This is a genomic window from Nocardiopsis alba, from assembly GCF_000710955.1.
GTDB classification, from domain to species: Bacteria; Actinomycetota; Actinomycetes; order Streptosporangiales; family Streptosporangiaceae; genus Nocardiopsis; species Nocardiopsis alba.
Window position 1 is genome coordinate 23,982 of the sequence record NZ_BAZE01000010.1, and the last position, 18,602, is coordinate 42,583.

19 protein-coding genes are annotated in these 18,602 nt (G+C 69.4%); 6 read left to right on the plus strand and 13 right to left on the minus strand.

Translation table 11 applies throughout. The annotated features are described in order from the left end of the window. Positions 1–72 precede the first annotated feature (72 nt). From TR33_RS17935 to purS, 4 genes are all read right to left on the minus strand, one after another. The gene (locus tag TR33_RS17935) at positions 73–600 is read right to left on the minus strand and encodes a hypothetical protein (protein ID WP_042284306.1); all 528 of its coding nucleotides are present in this window, start codon (positions 598–600) and stop codon (positions 73–75) included. Positions 601–659: 59 nt separating this feature from the next. Continuing rightward, complete coding sequence (gene purQ / locus TR33_RS17940; RefSeq protein ID WP_014913193.1) at positions 660–1,355, minus strand: phosphoribosylformylglycinamidine synthase subunit PurQ; 696 nt, start codon at positions 1,353–1,355, stop codon at positions 660–662. Between the two features lie 286 nt (positions 1,356–1,641). Continuing rightward, entirely contained in the window at positions 1,642–2,127 is a 486-nt protein-coding gene (locus tag TR33_RS17945; protein WP_017533028.1) for an ATP-binding protein, read from the minus strand. 237 nt (positions 2,128–2,364) lie between these two features. Beyond that, positions 2,365–2,607, minus strand: coding sequence for a phosphoribosylformylglycinamidine synthase subunit PurS (purS, locus tag TR33_RS17950; protein WP_014910038.1), 243 nt, complete (start codon positions 2,605–2,607; stop codon positions 2,365–2,367). 276 nt (positions 2,608–2,883) lie between these two features. Here purS and TR33_RS17955 point away from each other — a divergent pair, with 276 nt between their 5' ends. Further along, positions 2,884–3,519 carry a sigma-70 family RNA polymerase sigma factor gene (locus TR33_RS17955; protein WP_017533029.1) on the plus strand — a complete coding sequence of 212 codons (636 nt, stop codon included), beginning with the start codon at positions 2,884–2,886 and terminating at the stop codon, positions 3,517–3,519. 251 nt (positions 3,520–3,770) lie between these two features. Here the strand turns inward: TR33_RS17955 and TR33_RS17960 are convergent, their stop codons facing one another. The 3 genes from TR33_RS17960 to TR33_RS17970 all read right to left on the minus strand — a co-directional run bounded on the left by TR33_RS17960 (position 3,771) and on the right by TR33_RS17970 (position 5,640). Further along, on the minus strand, positions 3,771–4,838 hold the full coding sequence (locus TR33_RS17960; protein ID WP_042284309.1) for a CPBP family intramembrane glutamic endopeptidase: 1,068 nt from the start codon (positions 4,836–4,838) through the stop codon (positions 3,771–3,773). Positions 4,839–4,963: 125 nt separating this feature from the next. Then, positions 4,964–5,350: a VOC family protein gene (locus tag TR33_RS17965; protein WP_017533031.1), complete on the minus strand. Its 387-nt coding sequence runs from the start codon at positions 5,348–5,350 to the stop codon at positions 4,964–4,966. Further along, positions 5,347–5,640 carry an ArsR/SmtB family transcription factor gene (locus TR33_RS17970; RefSeq protein WP_042284311.1) on the minus strand — a complete coding sequence of 98 codons (294 nt, stop codon included), beginning with the start codon at positions 5,638–5,640 and terminating at the stop codon, positions 5,347–5,349. The genes TR33_RS17965 and TR33_RS17970 overlap by 4 nt, the downstream gene beginning before the upstream one ends. Before the next feature lie 254 nt (positions 5,641–5,894). Between TR33_RS17970 and TR33_RS17975 the strand changes: the two genes are divergently transcribed. From TR33_RS17975 to TR33_RS17995, 5 genes are all read left to right on the plus strand, one after another. Further along, positions 5,895–8,267 carry a molybdopterin oxidoreductase family protein gene (locus tag TR33_RS17975; protein WP_234305883.1) on the plus strand — a complete coding sequence of 791 codons (2,373 nt, stop codon included), beginning with the start codon at positions 5,895–5,897 and terminating at the stop codon, positions 8,265–8,267. Next, a complete protein-coding gene (locus TR33_RS17980; RefSeq protein ID WP_042284313.1) occupies positions 8,264–8,731 on the plus strand; it encodes a hypothetical protein in 468 nt (155 codons plus the stop codon). The genes TR33_RS17975 and TR33_RS17980 overlap by 4 nt, the downstream gene beginning before the upstream one ends. A 290-nt stretch (positions 8,732–9,021) precedes the next feature. Further along, positions 9,022–10,137 carry a pyruvate dehydrogenase (acetyl-transferring) E1 component subunit alpha gene (gene pdhA, locus TR33_RS17985; protein WP_042284314.1) on the plus strand — a complete coding sequence of 372 codons (1,116 nt, stop codon included), beginning with the start codon at positions 9,022–9,024 and terminating at the stop codon, positions 10,135–10,137. 3 nt (positions 10,138–10,140) lie between these two features. After that, the gene (locus TR33_RS17990) at positions 10,141–11,121 is read left to right on the plus strand and encodes an alpha-ketoacid dehydrogenase subunit beta (RefSeq protein ID WP_014909586.1); all 981 of its coding nucleotides are present in this window, start codon (positions 10,141–10,143) and stop codon (positions 11,119–11,121) included. A gap of 19 nt (positions 11,122–11,140) precedes the next feature. Next, positions 11,141–12,526 carry a dihydrolipoamide acetyltransferase family protein gene (locus TR33_RS17995; RefSeq protein ID WP_042284316.1) on the plus strand — a complete coding sequence of 462 codons (1,386 nt, stop codon included), beginning with the start codon at positions 11,141–11,143 and terminating at the stop codon, positions 12,524–12,526. 212 nt (positions 12,527–12,738) lie between these two features. On the opposite strand, the gene TR33_RS18000 is transcribed toward TR33_RS17995, so the two are convergent. From TR33_RS18000 to TR33_RS18025, 6 genes are all read right to left on the minus strand, one after another. After that, positions 12,739–13,671 (minus strand): AEC family transporter, encoded by a 933-nt coding sequence (locus TR33_RS18000; RefSeq protein ID WP_017533035.1) that lies wholly within the window; start codon positions 13,669–13,671, stop codon positions 12,739–12,741. A gap of 77 nt (positions 13,672–13,748) precedes the next feature. Further along, a complete protein-coding gene (locus TR33_RS18005) occupies positions 13,749–14,192 on the minus strand; it encodes a GerW family sporulation protein (protein ID WP_014913479.1) in 444 nt (147 codons plus the stop codon). A 110-nt stretch (positions 14,193–14,302) separates the two neighbouring features. After that, complete coding sequence (locus TR33_RS18010) at positions 14,303–15,418, minus strand: hypothetical protein (RefSeq protein WP_042284318.1); 1,116 nt, start codon at positions 15,416–15,418, stop codon at positions 14,303–14,305. A gap of 124 nt (positions 15,419–15,542) precedes the next feature. Then, positions 15,543–17,879, minus strand: a complete 2,337-nt coding sequence (locus tag TR33_RS18015) for a serine/threonine protein kinase (protein WP_042284321.1) — start codon at positions 17,877–17,879, stop codon at positions 15,543–15,545. 52 nt (positions 17,880–17,931) lie between these two features. Further along, complete coding sequence (locus tag TR33_RS18020; protein ID WP_042284323.1) at positions 17,932–18,291, minus strand: hypothetical protein; 360 nt, start codon at positions 18,289–18,291, stop codon at positions 17,932–17,934. An 11-nt stretch (positions 18,292–18,302) separates the two neighbouring features. Further along, a complete protein-coding gene (locus tag TR33_RS18025; protein WP_042284325.1) occupies positions 18,303–18,596 on the minus strand; it encodes a WXG100 family type VII secretion target in 294 nt (97 codons plus the stop codon). Positions 18,597–18,602: the final 6 nt, after the last annotated feature.

Below are 18,602 nucleotides of genomic sequence, written 5' to 3' on the forward strand. Positions count from 1 at the left end.
CCGTTCGGGTGTCGCGGAGTTGCGCGGGTTCTTCGGGCCGGGCCTTGGCCGTGTCCGCCGCCCGGTGTCGGATCAGTAGGCGGGCATGCCCGCGTTGCCCAGCATGAGGACCGGCACTGCGCCGGCGGCCGGGGCGGAGGAGTCGGCGACCAGGGTCTCGCCGTCGGTGAGGACGGAGTCGGCGAGTGCGATGTCGTCCGAGGATTCGGCGTTCTCGGGGAGCTCTTGGCGCCAGCCGTTGCCGAGCAGGTGTTCGTACACCGTCTCGACGGCCTCGTTAGCGTCGACGTCGAGTTCTTCGCCCTCCTCGCCGGCGATGAGGATCAGGCGGAAGCACTGGCCCTGGGCGCAGTGCGCCTCGTCCTGGTCCACGTAGGTGAAACCGGACGGGGGGCTGCCGAGGGCACCGACCTCCGGCGGCGGTTCGGGCTGTTCGCCCTGCGCCTGGGGCGGGGGCTGTTGCCCCTGCGCCCCGGGCGTGGCCACGGGTGCCGAGTTGAACGACTGGAAGAGGCCGATGGCCCCGGAGACCACGAGGCCGATCACGACCAGTCCCACCAGGACGTACATGGTCTTCCGGGAGCGCAGCAGCGCCATCATCGCGAGTCGTCCCCCTGTCGGGTGAGGTCGGTTCGGCGGTCGCGCCGATCCGGTGTGCGTCAGGCGTGGGCCGGGGTTCCGGCCGCCAGGTGTCCGAGGATCGAGGTGAAGAAGCCCAGCCCGTCGGTGGAGGGGCCGGTGAGCGCCTCGACGGCGTGCTCGGGGTGGGGCATGAGCCCGACGATGTTGCCGTGCTCGTTGGTCACCCCGGCGATGTCGCGGCGGGAGCCGTTGGGGTTGGAGCCGACGTAGCGGGCGATGACCCGGCCTTCGCCCTCCAACCGGTCGAGGGTCTCCTCATCGGCGACGTAGCCGCCCTCGCCGCTCTTGAGGACGACCAGGATCTCCTGCCCCTCGTCGTAGGAGCTCGTCCAGGCGGTGTTCGTGTTCTCCATCCGCAGGACCTGGTCGCGGTTGACGAACCGCAGGGAGGAGTTACGGGTGAGGGCACCGGGCAGCAGGTGACTCTCGCACAGGATCTGGAAGCCGTTGCAGATGCCCAGGACCGGGAGGGCGCCCGAACGCGCCGCCGGGATCAGTTCGGACATCAGCGGGGCGAACCGCGCGATGGCTCCACAGCGCAGGTAGTCGCCGTAGGAGAACCCACCGGGCAGGACCACGGCGTCGACCCCCTTGAGGTCGGCGTCCGCGTGCCAGAGGGAGACGGGTTCGGCACCCGCCAGGGACACCGCGCGGGCGGCGTCCTTGTCGTCAAGGGTGCCTGGGAAGGTGACGACGCCCACACGGGCTGTCATGAGCACACTCCGGGGTTGTTGTTCGACGGGGAGGGGTCGGTGCCTGGCCCCGTCACGGGAACGGAGCGTCCGCTACCCCCGCAGCGTACCCGCTCACCTGTACTCGGGTACGACCGTCACCCCTTTCCGAGGCGGTGCTCCTGTGCGATCCTCCCAAGGAACCCCCTTCTGGGAGGGGTGGAGGTGTACGACCGGACAGGTCCGTGGGATGCGTCACGGCGTCCGGAGGGCGGGGTACCGCGCCCCGTGTGGACGGTCCACGGGGCGCGGGGCCGGTGCGGGGGCATCAGGACAGGGCGAGTTGTCCGGACGAGGATCGGTGGTCCCGCGGCGGTGCCCCGTTCGCGGCCGGGTCGCACGCGGTGAGGCGTTTGCGCAGGACGACGGTGGTGTGCGGTTCTCCGTGGAAGGCGACCTCGTCCATGAGGTACCGCATCAGCAAGATGCCCCTGCCCGATTCCGATTCCAGACCCGGGAGGGGCGTGCGGTCCGAGGTGAACCTCGCGGCGAGCGCGCCGGGGTTCGGCGCTCTTCCGGTATGGGAGATCCGGAGTCCGCACCAGCCGGGGGCGAACTCGGCCCCGACCTCGTAGTCGGCGGCGGGGTCGCCGTGCTCGACCGCGTTCGCACAGGCTTCGGAAGCGGAGAGCAGGATGTCGTCCACGCAGGCCCGGCACATCCCCATCCTGTCCAGGAGGGCGCCGAGCACGTCGCGTACGACGGCGACCGTGTACGCCTCTCGGGGGAGGGAGATCGAGAAAACGGTGTCCATCCGTGTACCTCTCGTGCTCCGTGTCGGTGACCGTCTCGGCACGTTAGGGAGCCTTCCCGAGGTCGCTCCGGGTAAAACGAACAGCCGCGCCCTCGGGGGACGCGGCCGAACAAGCCGGACACTTCCGGCACGTGGGACCAACGGTGTGTCCGTTCCCGCCGTCCGATTACCCGTCGAAGGGCGGTCCCCGCCGGTGAGGGCGGGGAAGACCGGGGCCGTTGGGGAGGTCGAGACCGATCAGGCGGGACGGACCTCGAAGTCCTCGATGACGGTGTTGGCGAGCAGGGTCTCGGCCAGACGACGGACGTCGGCGAGCTTGGCCTCGTCCACCTCGCCCTCGACCTCGACCTCGAAGCGCTTGCCCTGGCGGACCTGTTCGACCCCCTCGAAGCCGAGTCGGGAGCAGGCCCCGGCGATGGCCTGGCCCTGAGGGTCCAGGATCTCGGGCTTGAGCATGACGTCAACCACGACGCGGGCCACAGGTCCTCCACAGGAAAAACGGGTATGCCACTGGATCCACCGTCCGAAGGGCGCCTCGTCGGGACGCGCCTGGTGGCGACGTCAGCGTATGACACCGGAGGACGGTGTCGCGTTCCGGCCAGTCGCCACGCGGGACTTTTACCGCACACTTACGGGTATCGGGGACGGTTTCGGTACGTTCGTGACCCGTATCACGGACATTGATGTCATCATTGGGAAGGTGAAGCTGCGTCTAACAAGGTGGAAGTGATCGTTCGGTCGTCCCTAGGGGGAAACTTGACGACTCTCGAGAAAGATCAGACCTCCACGGCCGGTGGAGCCCGCGACGAGGGCCAGACACTGGACTTCGCCACCGCGGTCACGCCGTTCGCAGACCAGCTCTACCCGACGGCTCTGCGTATGACGCGCAATCCGGCCGACGCCGAGGACCTCGTGCAGGAGACCTTCACGAAGGCCTTCGCCAATTTCCATCAGTTCCGGGCCGGCACCAACCTGAGGGCCTGGCTTTACCGGATCCTGACCAATACCTTCATCAACGGCTACCGCAAGAAGCAGCGGGAGCCCCGTCAGGAGACCACCGACGAGATCAAGGACTGGCAGCTCGCCGCCGCCGAGGCGCACACCTCCTCGGGAATGCGGTCGGCCGAGACCGAGGTCCTGGACCACCTGCCCGACTCCGACATCAAGCAGGCCCTGGCCCGTCTTCCGGAGGAGTTCCAGGAGGTCATCTACCTCGTGGACATCGAGGGCTACGCCTACAAGGAGGTGGCCGCGCGCATGGGGACCCCGCTGGGCACGGTCATGTCCCGCCTGCACCGAGCCCGCCGTCAACTGCGCGAGATGCTCGCCGACTACGGGCGTGAGCGTGGTATGAGGGTGCCCGCTCCGAAGGCGCGTACAGCGGCCGAGTGAACGGCCGTTCCGGGCCCGAGGAGAGGGTGGACGAGGGCCCGGGAAGAAGGCCTGGACGAACGCCTTCGCGGCGTTCGGAAAAGGCCGTGACCCCTCTTTCTCCGGACGTTTCCCGGACCGACCGGGAACGACCCCCGAAGAGGCGACGACGAACACGCCTCCGCCGTTATCCGAACCTCCGGATACGGCGGCGGAGGGCGGCCGTCCCCGCGAATGCGTGCGCCCCCTCCGCCTTTTCCCGAAACGATCCGTCACCGTTCTCGCGGGGCCTCGTGCGTCTCCCTTTCCGAAGGTGTGAGCGCGGGTCCCGTTCCCCGTGTGCGCGCCCACACCACGATGGTGATCAGGATCAGAAGGACGCAGGGCACGAGCATGATCGCCGAGCCGGCTCCCACCGAGCGGTCCATCCCCTCGACGAGGTCGCTGCGGGTGACGAGCGTCAGCAGGAAGGCGATCGTGTTGTTGACCGCGTGGACGACCACCGCCACCTCCAGACCTCCGGTCCGCCACGTGATCAGGGCCAAGGTCACGCCGAAGGTGAGGTAGTAGAGGTTGAGCCACGGATCCAGGGCGAAGTGCGCGAGCATGAACAACAGACCGGAGACAGCGACACCGAGGAGGAGCGCGGCGCGCGGGCCCTTGCCCCAGCTCGCGGCGACCCGGAAGGCGAGACCGCGGAAGCCGTACTCCTCACCGGCCGACTGCAACGGTGTGAGCAGGAGGACGATGCCGAACATCAGGACGAGGTCCGAGGGCCGCCACACCCCCTCCGGCATCGGGGTGAACATCGAGAAGACGGTCATGTAGACCGCCCAGATGGGCAGGATCACCAGGAACGCCCGGCCGAAGACCGCCGGCCTGAAGACCGACAGAACCGAGTGCAGCGAGGCCCCCTTCACCCCGTAGAGCCATCGCTGGATCAGCATGCTCCAGGGCACCAGCAGGGCGAGCCCGATCAGGGCCGACGCCTGGGTGGCCGGGGTGAACTCGTCGCCGCCGAGGAGCACGCTGGGGCGGCCGAGCGCCATGTCGACGAGCGATCCGAGGATCGTGAACCCGAACGAGAAGGCGAGCATTCCGCCGAAGAGCAGGACGAGCGCGGCGATACCCCGCCAGATCCGGCGCCGGTCGTCGGCGAGGACCCGGTGGTACTCCACTCCCGGCGGGACGGGGCGAGGGCCCCGTCGTCTCGGGGCCGGAGCGGCGGCCCCGACGGGGGCCGAGGGCGCGTGGCCCGTCGGGTCGATCCCCGTCGAGGGGAGGCCTCCGGCCGGTTCCGGTGAAGGTGTCGGGGTGCTGCGGTCTTCTTCGCGGTCCATGTCTCGAATCTAGATTTCCGAGGACCACCGCGAGTAGTGGCGCGCGTAACCGGTCGTCTCCGTGTTCCTCATCGGACCGGTGATGACGGATGTCATGCGTCGATCCGAGCCGACACCTCGACCGGTCAGGCCACTCGCATGATCTGGATGAGGTTGCCGCAGGTGTCGTCCAGGACGGCCGTGGTGACCGAGCCCGCGTCGATCGGCGGCTGGGTGAACCGCACCCCGTGAGCGCGCAGGCGTTCGTACTCGGCGTGCACGTCGTCGACGGAGAAGGCGGCGGCGGGGATCCCGTCCGCGACCAGGGCCTCCTTGTACGGACCCACGGCCGGGTGGCCGGAGGGCTCCAGCAGCAGTTCGGGCCCCTCGGGGGCCTCGGGCGAGACCACGGTCAGCCACCGGGCGTCCCCCACGGGGACGTCGTTCTTCTTCTCGAAGCCCAGCACGTCGGTGTAGAAGTCCAGCGCCTTGGCCTGGTCGTCGACGAAGACGCTGGTCAGGTCGATCCTCATGTGTCGTTCTCCCGTGTACGGGGACCGGTCCACCGTTCGACGAGGTGTCGCAACGGCTCGGGGTCCAGGTCGTGGAATCGGTAGCGTCCCTCTCGCCGGATCTCGACCAGCCCGGCCTTCTCCAGCACCGCGAGGTGCTGCGATATGGCCTGGCGGGACATGGTGAGCCCGTGTCTCATGTTCAGGCGCGAGCAGATCTCGAACAGGGTCTGTCCGGACCGCTCGGTGAGCTCGTCGAGGATGCTCCGGCGTGTGGGATCGGCGAGGGCCTTGAAGATCTCGTCGTCCACGTCGCCACTATAGGCAAGTTTTCACTTGCCTATCAAGCTCTGATCTGCCCGTTCTCGGTAAAGATCGTGTCCGTCGCGTCCACGGTCGATGTGTGGGGGCGCCGGCGCCCGGGTAGCCGAGGGGACATCGGCGCGGCCGGTCCGGACCGCGTCACGACGCGAAGGGGTGATCTCCCGTGCCGTTCAGGGACCCGATCGCCGATCCGTGGGGTACACGGACCCCCTATGGCCCGGGGGAGCGGTGGCCGACGAGAGTGGACCGGCACCTCGCCGAAGGTGTGGAGCCCGACGACGTGGACCGTTGGGTACGGTCCGCGTCGATCCTGCACTCGAACGGCGACGCGATGGACATCGCGGTCAAGGACGGCCGGATCATCGGGGTGCGCGGCCACGGGGAGGACCGTGTCAACCGCGGACGCCTGGACCCCAAGGACCTCTACGGTTGGCGGGCCGAACGCTCCTCCGACCGGCTCACGCGACCACTGGTGCGTCGTGACGGAGAGCTGGTCGAGACCGACTGGGACACCGCGATGGACCTGGTGGTCGAGAACAGCCGAAGACTCCTCGCCGAGCGTGGCGCGGGCTCCATGGGCTTCTACACCAGCGGTCAACTGTTCCTGGAGGAGTACTACACGCTCGCCGCCATCGGCCACGGAGCCATCGGCACCAATCACATGGACGGCAACACCCGCCTGTGCACGGCCACGGCCGCCGCCGCTCTGAAGGAGTCGTTCGGCTGCGACGGGCAGCCGGGTTCCTACGGCGATATCGACCACGCCGACGTCATCGCCCTGTACGGCCACAACATGGCCGAGACACAGGTGGTGCTGTGGTCCCGGGTCCTGGACCGGCTGGCCGGACCGAACCCGCCCCGGCTGCTCTGCGTGGACCCCCGACCGACGTCGGTGGCGCGCGCGGCGACCCTGCACCTGGCGCCGCGTCCGGGCACCAACGTCGCCCTGATGAACGCACTCCTGCACGAGCTGATCCGCACCGACCGGGTCGACCACGCCTACGTCGAGGCGCACACCGTCGGATACGAGGAGCTGGTCCGGACGACCGAGGAGTACCCGCCCGAACGCGCCGCGCGGATCTGCGACCTGCCCGTGGAGGCCATCCGTGAGGCCGCCGCGCTGCTGGGCGGGGCCGAACGTCTGCTCTCCACCGTGCTCCAGGGCTTCTACCAGTCGAACCAGGCCACAGCGGCGGCCGTCCAGGTGAACAACGTGCACCTGCTGCGGGGCATGCTGGGCCGACCGGGTGCCGGCGTGCTCCAGATGAACGGCCAACCCAGCGCCGAGAACACACGAGAGTGCGGGGCCGACGGCGATCTCACGGGCTTTCGCAACTGGAACAACGACCGGCACGTCGCCGACCTGGCCGAGATCTGGAACCTGGACCCGATCCGTATCCCGCACTACGCCCCGCCCACGCACGCCATGCAGATCATGCGCTATGTGGAGAAGGGATCGATCCGTTTCCTGTGGGTCAGCGCGACCAACCCGGCGGTGTCCCTGCCCGACCTGCGTCGTGTGCGCGAGCTCCTCACGGGCCGAGACCTGTTCCTGGTCGTCCAAGACCTCTTCATGACCGAGACGGCCGAGCTCGCCGACGTGGTGCTGCCCGCCGCGACCCGAGGCGAGAAGACGGGGACGTTCACCAACAGCGACCGCACCGTGCACCTGTCGGAGAAGGCCGTGGAGCCACCGGGATCGGCGCGGCCGGATCTGGAGATCTTTCTCGACTACGCGCGACGTATGGACTTTCGAGACGCCGACGGGAACCCCTTCCCACAGTGGCACGACCCCGAATCGGCCTTCGAGGCGTGGAAGAGGGCCGGGGCCGGCCGCCTTTGCGACTACTCCGGGATCTCCTACGACCTGCTGCGTCGCGTGGGAGGCGTCCAATGGCCCTGCGACGCCGAACATCCGGAGGGCACCGAACGGCTCTACGCGGACGGACGATTCCGGGCGAGCCCGGAGGAGTGCGAGAGCTACGGCAGGGATCTCGTCACGGGGGCTCCCTGGGAGGAGGCCGAGTACCGTGCGGCCAACCCCGAGGGGAGGGCGATGATCAAGGCGGTGGAGTACGTGCCCCCGCATGAGGAGCCCGACGCGAGGTATCCCTTCACCCTGATCACCGGCCGCACGCTCTATCACTTCCACACACGCACCAAGACGGGTCGCGCTCCCGAACTCCAACGGGCCGCGCCGGAAGTGTGGGTGGAGATCTCCCCTTCCGATGCGGGGGAGGCGGGGGTCGAGGAGGGGGATCCGGTGGAGGTCCGTTCTCCGCGCGGCACGCTCCACGCCCGCGCCCGTGTCTGTGGGATCCGACCCGGAGTGCTCTTCGTCCCCTTCCACTACGGCTACTGGGACACCGACACCTCGGACGAAGGCGGGGACCATGATCGAGCCGCCAACGAGATGACCGTCGACGACTGGGACCCGGTGTCCAAACAGCCCCTGTTCAAGACCGCCGCCGCGAGCCTGAGGCCGTTGGGCGGGGGCGACGGGCGGCCGTCCTCTGCACCCACGACGGCCGCCTCCGCCCCGGTCGGCGCGCGGGTCCCGGCGACGCGGGGTCGGCCGGACACGGAGGAACGCTCGGACGGAGGGGCGCGATGAGGATCGGAAAGGCTCTCCAGGAGCTCCACCGTTCGGAGAGCGCCCTGGCCGTCGAATTCTCGAGGGTGGCCGAACGGTATCCGCGAGAACGGGAGGTCCGTCACGTGGCCGGGGACCTGGCGGTGTGGTCCCGCGACCACGTACGCGAGATCGTCGCGACGGCGCCTCGCTACCGTGTGGATCTCTCGGGCCCGGAGAACCCCGTCCCCTTCGAGGAGGAGAGGCGTGAACTGCCCGATGAGGACTCCGACCCGGAACTGGCGCTCCTGGCCGACCTGAGACGGCTGTACCGGATGAGCGGCGGGGTGGCACTGGACTGGGACCTGCTCGGGCAGGGGGCCCAGGCCGTGGCGGACGCCGACCTGCTCGTGGTCGCCGACCGGTGCGGTCCCCGGTCGGCGCGACAGATGCGTTGGGCGCGGGGGATGCTCAAGATCCTCTCGCCCCAGATCCTGGCGACCTGAGGGCGTCCACGTGGTAGAGGTGGGGCAGGGCGCGGCCACGTTGTCACAAAGTTGTTGGAAGTCCTTGTAAATGCTAGGAAGCCCTGATAATCGGCCTGGCCGGCGATGAGAGAACATGGCTCGCGCAGCGTAAAAGGTGTCGCTGGGGGCTTGCGCTCTCCATAGTGAGTTCTGTCACGATATGGGGAGGACTGTCCGCGCCCATCCGACACCCCGGGTGCGCGTGGACCGTTAAACGGTCGATCAGCGTTCACCCACGCGAAGTCGGCCCCGAGAACCCGAGGAGCGACGTGTCGGACACCGCCGCGCACGAGGAACCGGAGCTCATCCAGCTCCTGACACCGGAAGGGGAGCTCAAGGAGCACCCCGACTACCCCCTGGACATCAGCGCGGAGGAGATCCGCGCCCTCTACCGTGACCTGGTGCTGGTCCGCAGGGTCGACAGCGAGGCCGTCTCCCTGCAGCGTCAGGGCGAGCTGGGCCTGTGGGCCTCGCTTCTGGGCCAGGAGGCCGCGCAGATCGGCTCCGGCCGCGCTCTACGCGACAAGGACATGGCCTTCCCCTCCTACCGTGAACACGGCGTCGCCTGGTGCCGCGGGATCGAGCCCAAGGAACTCCTCGGCATGTTCCGCGGGGTCACCAACGGCGGTTGGGACCCGCACGAGCAGGGCTTCCACCTGTACACGATCGTCATCGGCAGCCAGACGCTGCACGCCACCGGCTACGCCATGGGCGTCCAGCGTGACGGCGCCGTCGGCGAGGACGGCACCGCCGTCATCTCCTACTTCGGCGACGGGGCCACCAGCCAGGGCGACACCAATGAGGCGTTCAACTTCGCCTCGGTGAACAACGCCCCGGTGGTCTTCTTCTGCCAGAACAACCAGTGGGCCATCTCCGAGCCTCTGGAGCGCCAGGCCCGCGTGCCGATCTACCGACGCGCCGCCGGCTTCGGCTTCCCCGGCGTACGCGTGGACGGCAACGACGTCCTCGCCTGCCTCGCGGTCACCCGCGCCGCGCTGGACAACGCCCGCAGCGGCAACGGCCCCACCCTGGTGGAGGCGTTCACCTACCGGATGGGCGCGCACACCACCAACGACGACCCCACGCGCTACCGGGACGCGGCCGAACTCGACGAGTGGAAGGCCAAGGACCCGATCCTGCGGGTGCGCCGCTACCTCGAACTCAACGGTCTGGCCGACGAGGACTTCTTCACGGCGATCGACGAGGAGGCCGACAAGGTCGGTGAGCGGGTCCGCACCGAGTGCCGCTCGATGCCCGACCCCGAGCCTCTGGACATCTTCCACGAGGTCTATGCCGAACCCAACGTCCACATCGACCGACAGCGGTCCGAGTTCGCCGACTACCTGGCCTCCTTCGAGGACGCCGGCGCGGAAGGGGGCCGCTAGGCCATGGGAACCAACCTCACGATCGGCAAGGCCATCAACGCCGGCCTGCGCGCCGCCATGGAGCACGACCCCAAGGTCCTGGTCATGGGCGAGGACGTCGGACGGCTCGGCGGTGTCTTCCGGGTCACCGACGGCCTGCACAAGGACTTCGGCGCGGACCGCGTCATCGACACCCCGCTGGCCGAATCCGGCATCGTCGGCACCGCCATCGGCATGGCGCTGCGCGGCTACCGCCCCGTGGTGGAGATCCAGTTCGACGGTTTCTTCTTCCCGGCCGCCAACCAGACCTTCACCCAGCTGGCCAAGATGCGTCGCCGCTCGGCGGGCAAGCTGAGCATGCCCCTCGTCATGCGCATCCCCTACGGCGGCGGCATCGGCGCGGTCGAGCACCACAGCGAGTCGCCCGAGGCGTACTTTCAGCACACCGCCGGTCTGCGCGTGGTCAGCGTCGCCAACCCCGAGGACGCCTACTGGATGATCCAGCAGGCCATCCGGTCCGACGACCCGGTCATCTTCCTGGAGCCCAAGCGGCGCTACTACGAGAAGGCCGAGGTCGACACCGAGGCCTCCCTCCAGGAGGTCACCCCCCTGAACTCGGCCCGGATCGCGCGTTCCGGCACCGACTGCACGCTGCTGGCCTACGGGCCGATGGTCAAGACCGCCCTCCAGGCGGCCGAGGCCGACACCGACCACTCCATCGAGGTCATCGACGTGCGCTCACTCTCGCCCGTCGACTACGACACCATCAACGCGTCGGTCAAGCGCACCGGCCGTCTGGTGATCGCCCACGAGGCCACCCTCACCGGAGGACCCGGCGCGGAGATCGCCGCCCGGGTCACCGAGGAGTGCTTCTACCACCTGGAGTCGCCGGTCATCCGCGTGGCCGCGTTCGACACCCCCTACCCGCAGTCCAGGCTGGAGGAGTACTACCTGCCGGACCTGGACCGCGTCCTTGACGGGGTCGACCGGGCGTTCGCGTACTAGATCGGGGAAACCGCAAGACATGGCGATTCAGAAGAGCACGCCCGCGGTCGACGGCGTGCACGCGTTCAAACTGCCCGACGTCGGCGAAGGGCTGATCGAGGCCGAACTCCTCACCTGGTACGTCAAGCCGGGTGACGAGGTCAAGGACGGTCAGATGATCTGTGAGATCGAGACCGCCAAGGCCGTCGTCGAGCTGCCCTGCCCGTATTCGGGCACCGTCAAGGAGCTGTTCGCCGCCGAAGGCGAGACGGTGGAGGTCGGCACGGTCATCATCACCGTGGACGACGGCACCGGCGGTTCCGGCGGCGGAACCGTCGAGGCCGACACGGGCGCCGAGACCGAGGAGCGGGAGAAGCCGCTGGTCGGCTACGGGGAGAAGGCGGCCTCGACGCAGCGCCGTCCTCGTCGCCGTCCCGCCGTCACGGCCCCGACCCCGGCGGCGCCCGCGCCCCGACCGGCTCCGGCCCCCACCACGCCGGAACCCGCGGCTCCCGCGGCCCCGGTCCGGAGCGAGGGACGTCCGCTGGCCAAGCCGCCGGTGCGCAAGCTCGCCAAGGACCTGGGGATCGACCTGGCGACGGTCTCGCCCACCGGCAAGGACGGGATCATCACCCGCGACGACGTCCACGCGGCGGTCGAGGCCGTCCGCACGCCGGAGGCCGCCCCGGCCCCGGAGACCCCGGTCGAGACGGACCGGAGCGCTCGGGAACAGCGGATCCCCATCAAGGGCGTGCGCAAGCACACCGCGGCCGCCATGGTGAACAGCGCGTTCACCGCCCCGCACGTGACCGAGTTCCTCCAGGTGGACGTCACCCGGACGATGAAGGCCGTCGCCCGCCTGCGCGAGCGCCCGGACTTCGCCGACGTCAAGGTGTCGCCGCTGCTCCTGGTGGCCAAGGCGCTGCTCATGGCGATCCGCCGCCACCCGGGGATCAACGCCTCCTGGGACGAGGAGAACCAGGAGATCGTGGTCAAGAACTACGTGAACCTGGGGATCGCGGCGGCCACCGAGCGAGGCCTGGTGGTGCCCAACATCAAGGACGCCGAATCCCAGACCCTGCCGGAACTGGCGGCGTCCCTGAAACGGCTCACCGAGACGGCCCGGGCGGGCAAGACCGGCCCGGCCGACATGTCCGGGGGCACCATCACGATCACCAACGTCGGTGTGTTCGGGGTGGACGCCGGTACCCCGATCATCAACCCGGGCGAGGCGGCCATCCTGGCCTTCGGCCAGATCCGCGACATGCCCTGGGTGCACAAGGGCGAGCTGAAGATCCGCAAGGTGACGACCCTGTCGTTGTCCTTCGACCACCGACTGGTCGACGGCGAGCTGGGGTCCAAGGTGCTGCGTGACATCGGCACCGCGCTGGAGGACCCGGAGCTGACCGCTCTGGCCTGGGGATAGTCTTCCCCAGAGCCACGGACGAGGGGCCGGCACGTCGCGACGTGCCGGCCCCTTCCACGTTGGAAGGGCCCGTCCCCCAAGGGGGTGGGGGCGGGCCCTCGAAGTCGGTATTCCCGCAACCGGACCATGACCAACCTTTGGCCGACGTTTTTATCGACGGATCCCGGAGCCGACCGACGCCGCGTGGGCCCGCCTTCCGTTCAGGGGCCGGATCAGCCGAGCAGGAAGGTGACGGCGAACAGGACCGGGACGGTCAGCAGCGTGGTCAACAGGACCACCTCTCGTGTCAGCACCTCGCCCGTCCGGTACTGGGTGGCGTAGTTGAACACGTTCTGGGCCGTGGGCAGGGCGGCCAGGACCACCACGGAGAACAGCGCGGCGCCCTCCATACCGAACACCAGAGCCCCCAGGACCCAGGCGACCAGCGGCTGGACCACCGACTTCAACGCGACGGCCAACAGGACCGGGACCTGCTCGGGGCCGCCCTTGCCGGGCATGGCGCTTCCGTGCAGCGAGATCCCGAAGGCCAACAGCATCGCCGGCACCGCCATGCCGCCGACCAGGTCGAAGGGTTCCATCAACGGTTCCGGCGGCACCCACCCCGAAGCCGATACCGCCACCCCGGCCAGGGAGGCGATCACCACCGGGTTGCGCACAGGGGTGCCCAGGGAACGGCGGAACACCGGCCACACCCCGCGCACGTTCCCGTTGTTCAGGTCCAGAACGGTCAACGAGACGGGTGCCAGGACCAACAGCTGGAACAGCAGGATCGGCGCCACCAGGGAGGCGTCGCCGAGCACGTAGGAGGCGATCGGGATACCGAGGTTGCCCGCGTTGACGTAGGAGGAGCCCAGGACGCCCACCGTGGTGCGGCCGACACCCCATCTGCGGATCACGCCCACCACGAGGAAGGCCAGGGCCACGACCACCACGCTCAACACGCTCACCAGGACCGGCGGCGAGAGCAGGATCGACAGGTCCGTCCGCGCCAGGATCGTGAACAACAGAGCCGGGCTGGCCACGTAGAACGCCAGCCGACTGAGGACCTCCCGGGCGCCCGGCCCGAGGAGGGAGAGTCGGCCCAGCATGTACCCGATGGCCACGATGCTGGCGATGACCCCGAAACCGACGATGACCCCGGACAAGAGGCGACCTCCGTACGACCGTGCCTCACGAGCCCGGTAACGCTACAGGAGGCCGTTTCGCGACGGTACGGCCCAGGTCACATCTCCGGTGATCCGCAGCACGATTCCGACTCCCGACGGGCGGATTCCAGGGCTTTGCGCCGACGCGCCTCACGCAGGGAGACCCCGACGATCCGGGCCGCGGTCAGAGCGCCGATCGCCGCCAACGGCAGGACCAGCCTCGTGACCGGCTGCCGGATCGACCGGTAGGCGGCGCCCTCGGGTGAGACCACCAGGAACCCCGAAGGCCGGGCCCGCACCAGGCCGGTACCGCCGGCGCCGTCGCCGTTCGAGACGACGAACCGTCCCGTGCCGCCGCCCATCAGGGTCAGCGCGCTGATCCGCGCCACCGGCACCACGGTGGTCGCGCCGGACGTGACCGGATCACCGAAGACCGTCGTCGCCCTTCCCAGCGCACGGGTGCTCTCGATCAGCCGGTCCAGAGCGGCCATCGTTCCGCGCGGACGGTCCTGCTTCGACATGATCCGGGTCCTCTCCGGGCATGGGCCATGGAATTTCACGCTATAACCGTTTCCCGCGAGCGTGGGGAAAGGAGGACACCGGTGTGTCCGATGGCCGGAAACGGCCCCGGTCAGTCCTCGGAGGCGTCCGAGGGCTCGGCGCTCGGATCGCCCGGAGGGTTCTGGGCCCAGCGCACGACCAGGGGCCACCCCTCCATGGAGGCGTCCTGGTAGAGCGGGAAGACCTCCTCGGCCTCGACCGCGCCCTCCTCCCCCAGGTCCACCCGGAACCAGGCGTTCTCGGTCTGGAGCAGAACCGCGTCACGCTCCTCGGCCGGCGCGTACTGCACGACCGGTCCGGGCTCCTCCTCCAACAGGCGGGTCGCGGTGTAGCCCTGCCCCTCCGTCGACAACAGGTACAGCCCGTCGGGCGCCTCACCGTTGCCGTCGGGGCGCAGCAGCGCGTCGCCGCCGCCCCAAACCTCGGTGCCGTCGAAGGTCTGCCACTGCTCGCCATTGGTCGTCAGGGTGGCGTTGACGACGGTGCCGTTGGTCGCCCTGACCACCGCCGAACCCTCGCCGCCGGTCAACTGCTGGGTCGGCACGCTGTTACGGATGTGCAGGGACCCATCGGGGGTGAGGGCCCAGTCGCTGGGACGGTTCCCCTCGCCCAACGCCAGACTCCCCTCCTGGTTGGGGGTGCCGTTGGGCGCCTCCAAGGGGACCGACATGACCTGCGGCGGCTGGCCGTCGCCGTTGCCGAGGACGTACCAGAGGCGCTCCCCGTGGATCATCGGCCGTGACACGAGCCCACCCTGAGAGGAGGCGATCGTCTCGACCGGCTGGTAGGAGAACCCCTCCACCTCGTCGTCCTCCGCCTCGTCCGGATCGGTCAGGACCGCCAGGTGCACGGCGTTGGGCTCACGGGTGGCGAAGGCGAAGTACTGCCAGTCCTCCGAGAACTGTCCGTACACGGGCACGTCGGGCGACATCGGGTCCACCGCGCCGTCGGGCAGCTCGATCCGCTGGAGCGGAGCGCCGCTCTCCGGGTCGTGGAAGACCAGGACCTGGTCGGTCTCCGGGTCACCGCCCTCGAACCCTCGATGCAGCAGGGCCAGGCCGACCAGCCCGTCCTCGGTGAGCTCCTCGACCGTGCCGGGGGTGCCGTCCGAGGAGTCGGAGGAGGAATCACACGCGGTCACGGCGAGCAGACACACGGCCGAGGCCAGAGCGAGGGAACGCCGCATGGGGTCGCCTTTCGGGGGAGAGGGGGCTGAGGAACCTGTCCGAGACATGGGATCACCGATGTCATGCGACGGTTCTCCCGGTTCCTCACGTTATCCGGCGGACGTCACCGGAGCGGGGCCGAACTCAGTCTTCGCTGCTCGGAGAGGGTGCGTCCGACGGCTGGGCGTCCTCCTCCTCTTCCTCCTCCGCTTCCTCTTCCTCCGCCTCGGCGGCGGCCTCCTCCTCGGCCCGACGCTCGGCCTCGGCGCGTTCGGCCGCGCGCGAGGTGCACACCTCGTCGGCGGGTGCCGATCCGCCCTCGACCGCCACCACGACGAAGCAGTACTCGGCGACCGTGTTCTCGGTGTTCACCTGCGCCGTCACCGCGCCGGGTCCGGTTCTGGCCAGGGTCATCAGATCGTGCCCCTGCTGCCCGCCGAGCACGAAGTACGACCCCGTGCCACCGGTGCGATCGGTCCAGGTGAGGGTGACCCCGCTGAGCGTGTCGTCCAACGCGACGTCGGTGGGCGGATCCACCGACGGGAGCGGCGAGGGCTCGGCCGTGACCGCGGGGGCCTCGGCCTCCTCGCCCTCGGCCCCTTCGGCGGCCTCCGTCTCCTCGTCCTCCTCCGCCGCCGCGACCACAGGTCCGGAAGAGGAGGTCGCCGCGAACGCGCTGGCCACCGAGGTGACCAGGAGGATGCCGCAGACCGTCACCGCGATGTGCAGGTGTTCCCGCCAACGCGGCTGTCTTCCGGAGGCCGGGTCGGGGGCGTCCCAGACGGGATCCGACCCCTCCCACTTCTCCTCCACGACCTCGTCCACCGGCAGCCGGGAGTCCTCGGCGCCACCGGTCCAGCCCTCCAAGCGGGCCCAGGCCACACGCGGGGAGATCTCCTCGCCCCGAAGACGCGCCATCGCGATCTCGGCCGTGGTGTTGGGCGACTCTCGCTCGGGTACGGCCCCGTGCCGCTCACGCTCCTCCGGGGTGGGGAGCGGACGGTTCGGGAAACGGAGACTCGTGGAGGTCTGGAGGCGGGCCGGGGTCTCGGAGCGCAGGCTCCGCTCTTCGGGCTTCGGGGGGTCGGGCGGGAACCAGGCTCCGGCTGGCGGCTCCTCGACGGGCGGTGGTGCTGCGGGGCGCTCGGGGGCCTGGAAGGGCCTCTGAGGTCCGCTCGCGGGCTCTTGAGGACGCTCCTGGTGCACGGGCTCCGCCGGGCCCCGGTGCTCTCCGAAGGACGGAGCCTCGGGGCCGCCGAAGGCCGGGTTCGGACCGGAGAACGGGGCGTGCCCACCGGTGGCGGACGCACCGGTTCCCGGGCCGAAGGAGGCGTTCCCTCCGGTGATCGGGGCGTTCCCCCCGGTCGACCCGGACAGGGACGGATGGGGCCCGGAGAAGGCCGCGTGGCCACCGGTGGCACCACCCTGAGGAGCGTGCCCACCGGTCGGATGGTTCAGAGAGGCGTTCGGGCCGGAGAGGGGAGGGTTGGGTCCGGAGAACGCCGTGTTCGGGCCGGACAGGGGGGTGTTCGGCCCCGAGAACGCCGCGTTCGGTCCCGACAGGGGAGGGTGGCCACCGGACGGATCCCGCACGGGCTCGTTCGGGCCGGAGAGCGGGGCGTTCCCTCCGGTGATCGGGGTGTTCGATCCGGACATGGTGGTGGCCGGTCGCGAGGTGCGGGCCTGCTCGAAGGCGGCGCTGAACTCTGCCGCGTTCGCGTAACGTTCCTCCGGACGCTTGGCCAGCGCACGGGTCAAGACCCCGCGCAGCTTCCGCGAGACGTCCTGACGACCGATCGGACGAGGGGCCTCGCCCAACACCCGATTCGCGTAGGCGTGCGGATCGAAGGGGCCGCCGTCGGTGGACGAGAAGGGCGCCTGCCCCGTCAACATCGTCCAGATCGTCGAGGCGAGCTGATAGACGTCGGACGCCGGCGTCCGTGCCTCGCCCCGCAGAGCCTCCGGGGACGAGTGCAGGAACACCTCCTCGGAGGCCTCCGGCGGCGAGAAGGCCTGCCCCACGGGCATCACGAAACCGAACCCGGTCAGCACCGGGGTCCGACCGGCCCGCAGGACGTTGCCCGGGGTGACGTCGTTGTGCGTCAACCCTCGGGCGTGCATGGCCCCCAACGCCACGGAGATGCTCCTGGCGACCGCCGCCGCCTCCTGGATCGGCGCGGGGCCCACCCGGGAGAGCATGTCGGCGAAGGAACCATCGGGGTAGTGGGGCAGGACCACGAACATGTCGCCCGCGGCGGTCGTCCCCGCGTCCAAGAGCGGAACGACACCGGAGACCCCGCCGAGCGTGCGCAGACGGTCGAGCTCGTTGCGCCCCGCGTCGGCGGCCAGCACCTTGAGCACGACGTCGGCGCCGCTGGTGGCGCGGGTCGCGCGCACGATCACGGCACGACGTCCCTGCTTCAGGACGTCCGAGGTGTCGTACCCGGGGGCCCAGGAAGGGCCGGGCGCGGAGTCGGACACGAGAGATCGACCCCCTGTTCGTGGTGGAGAGGTGAGAGGGGTCCGACGAACGTCAGACCCGATCCGGCAGCAGGGGGGCTTCGAACACCGAGACCGGGGCCGACTGCTGTCGGAACTGCCCGATCCCGCGTTGTTCGTTGACCTCCTGCTGCCGCTCGAAGGCCCCGATCAGGGCGATGACCCCGCAGACCAGAGCGGTGATGATGAGACCGCCGATCACCGCCGGCCACACCCGTTGCCGACGGCGCCAGTAGCGACTGGAGCCGTAGAGCATCGCCGACCTCAACTGCCGATGCCGGAGAGCGTCCGCCTGGAGGACGTACTTCTCCTCGTCGGGCGTGTAGTGGAATGCCTCCGGGAGCTGAGGATCAGGGTCGGGCGGAGGTGTCGGGGAGGTGGCTGCGGTGGACATCGATTTCGAGTTTACCGGGTGAAGATCGTTTCAAGGTTTTTGTGCAGGTACGACATCTTGTCGATGACCTCGTCGTTGGAGCTGATGAGGTTCTGGAACGCCTGCTGAACTTCTTCGTACTTGGTCTGGAACTCTTCGTTCTCGGTCATCGCGGTTTCGCGACCCGCGCCCTCCCAGGCCCCGAAGGTGGAGTTGGCCGTGGTCATCAGGGCGTCCATGATGTTCTGGAAACGTCCGTTGGTGTCGGACAGGTCCATGGAGGTGTTCTCCATGGTGCTGATCCGGCTGTAGTGCTGATCCGACATGATCGC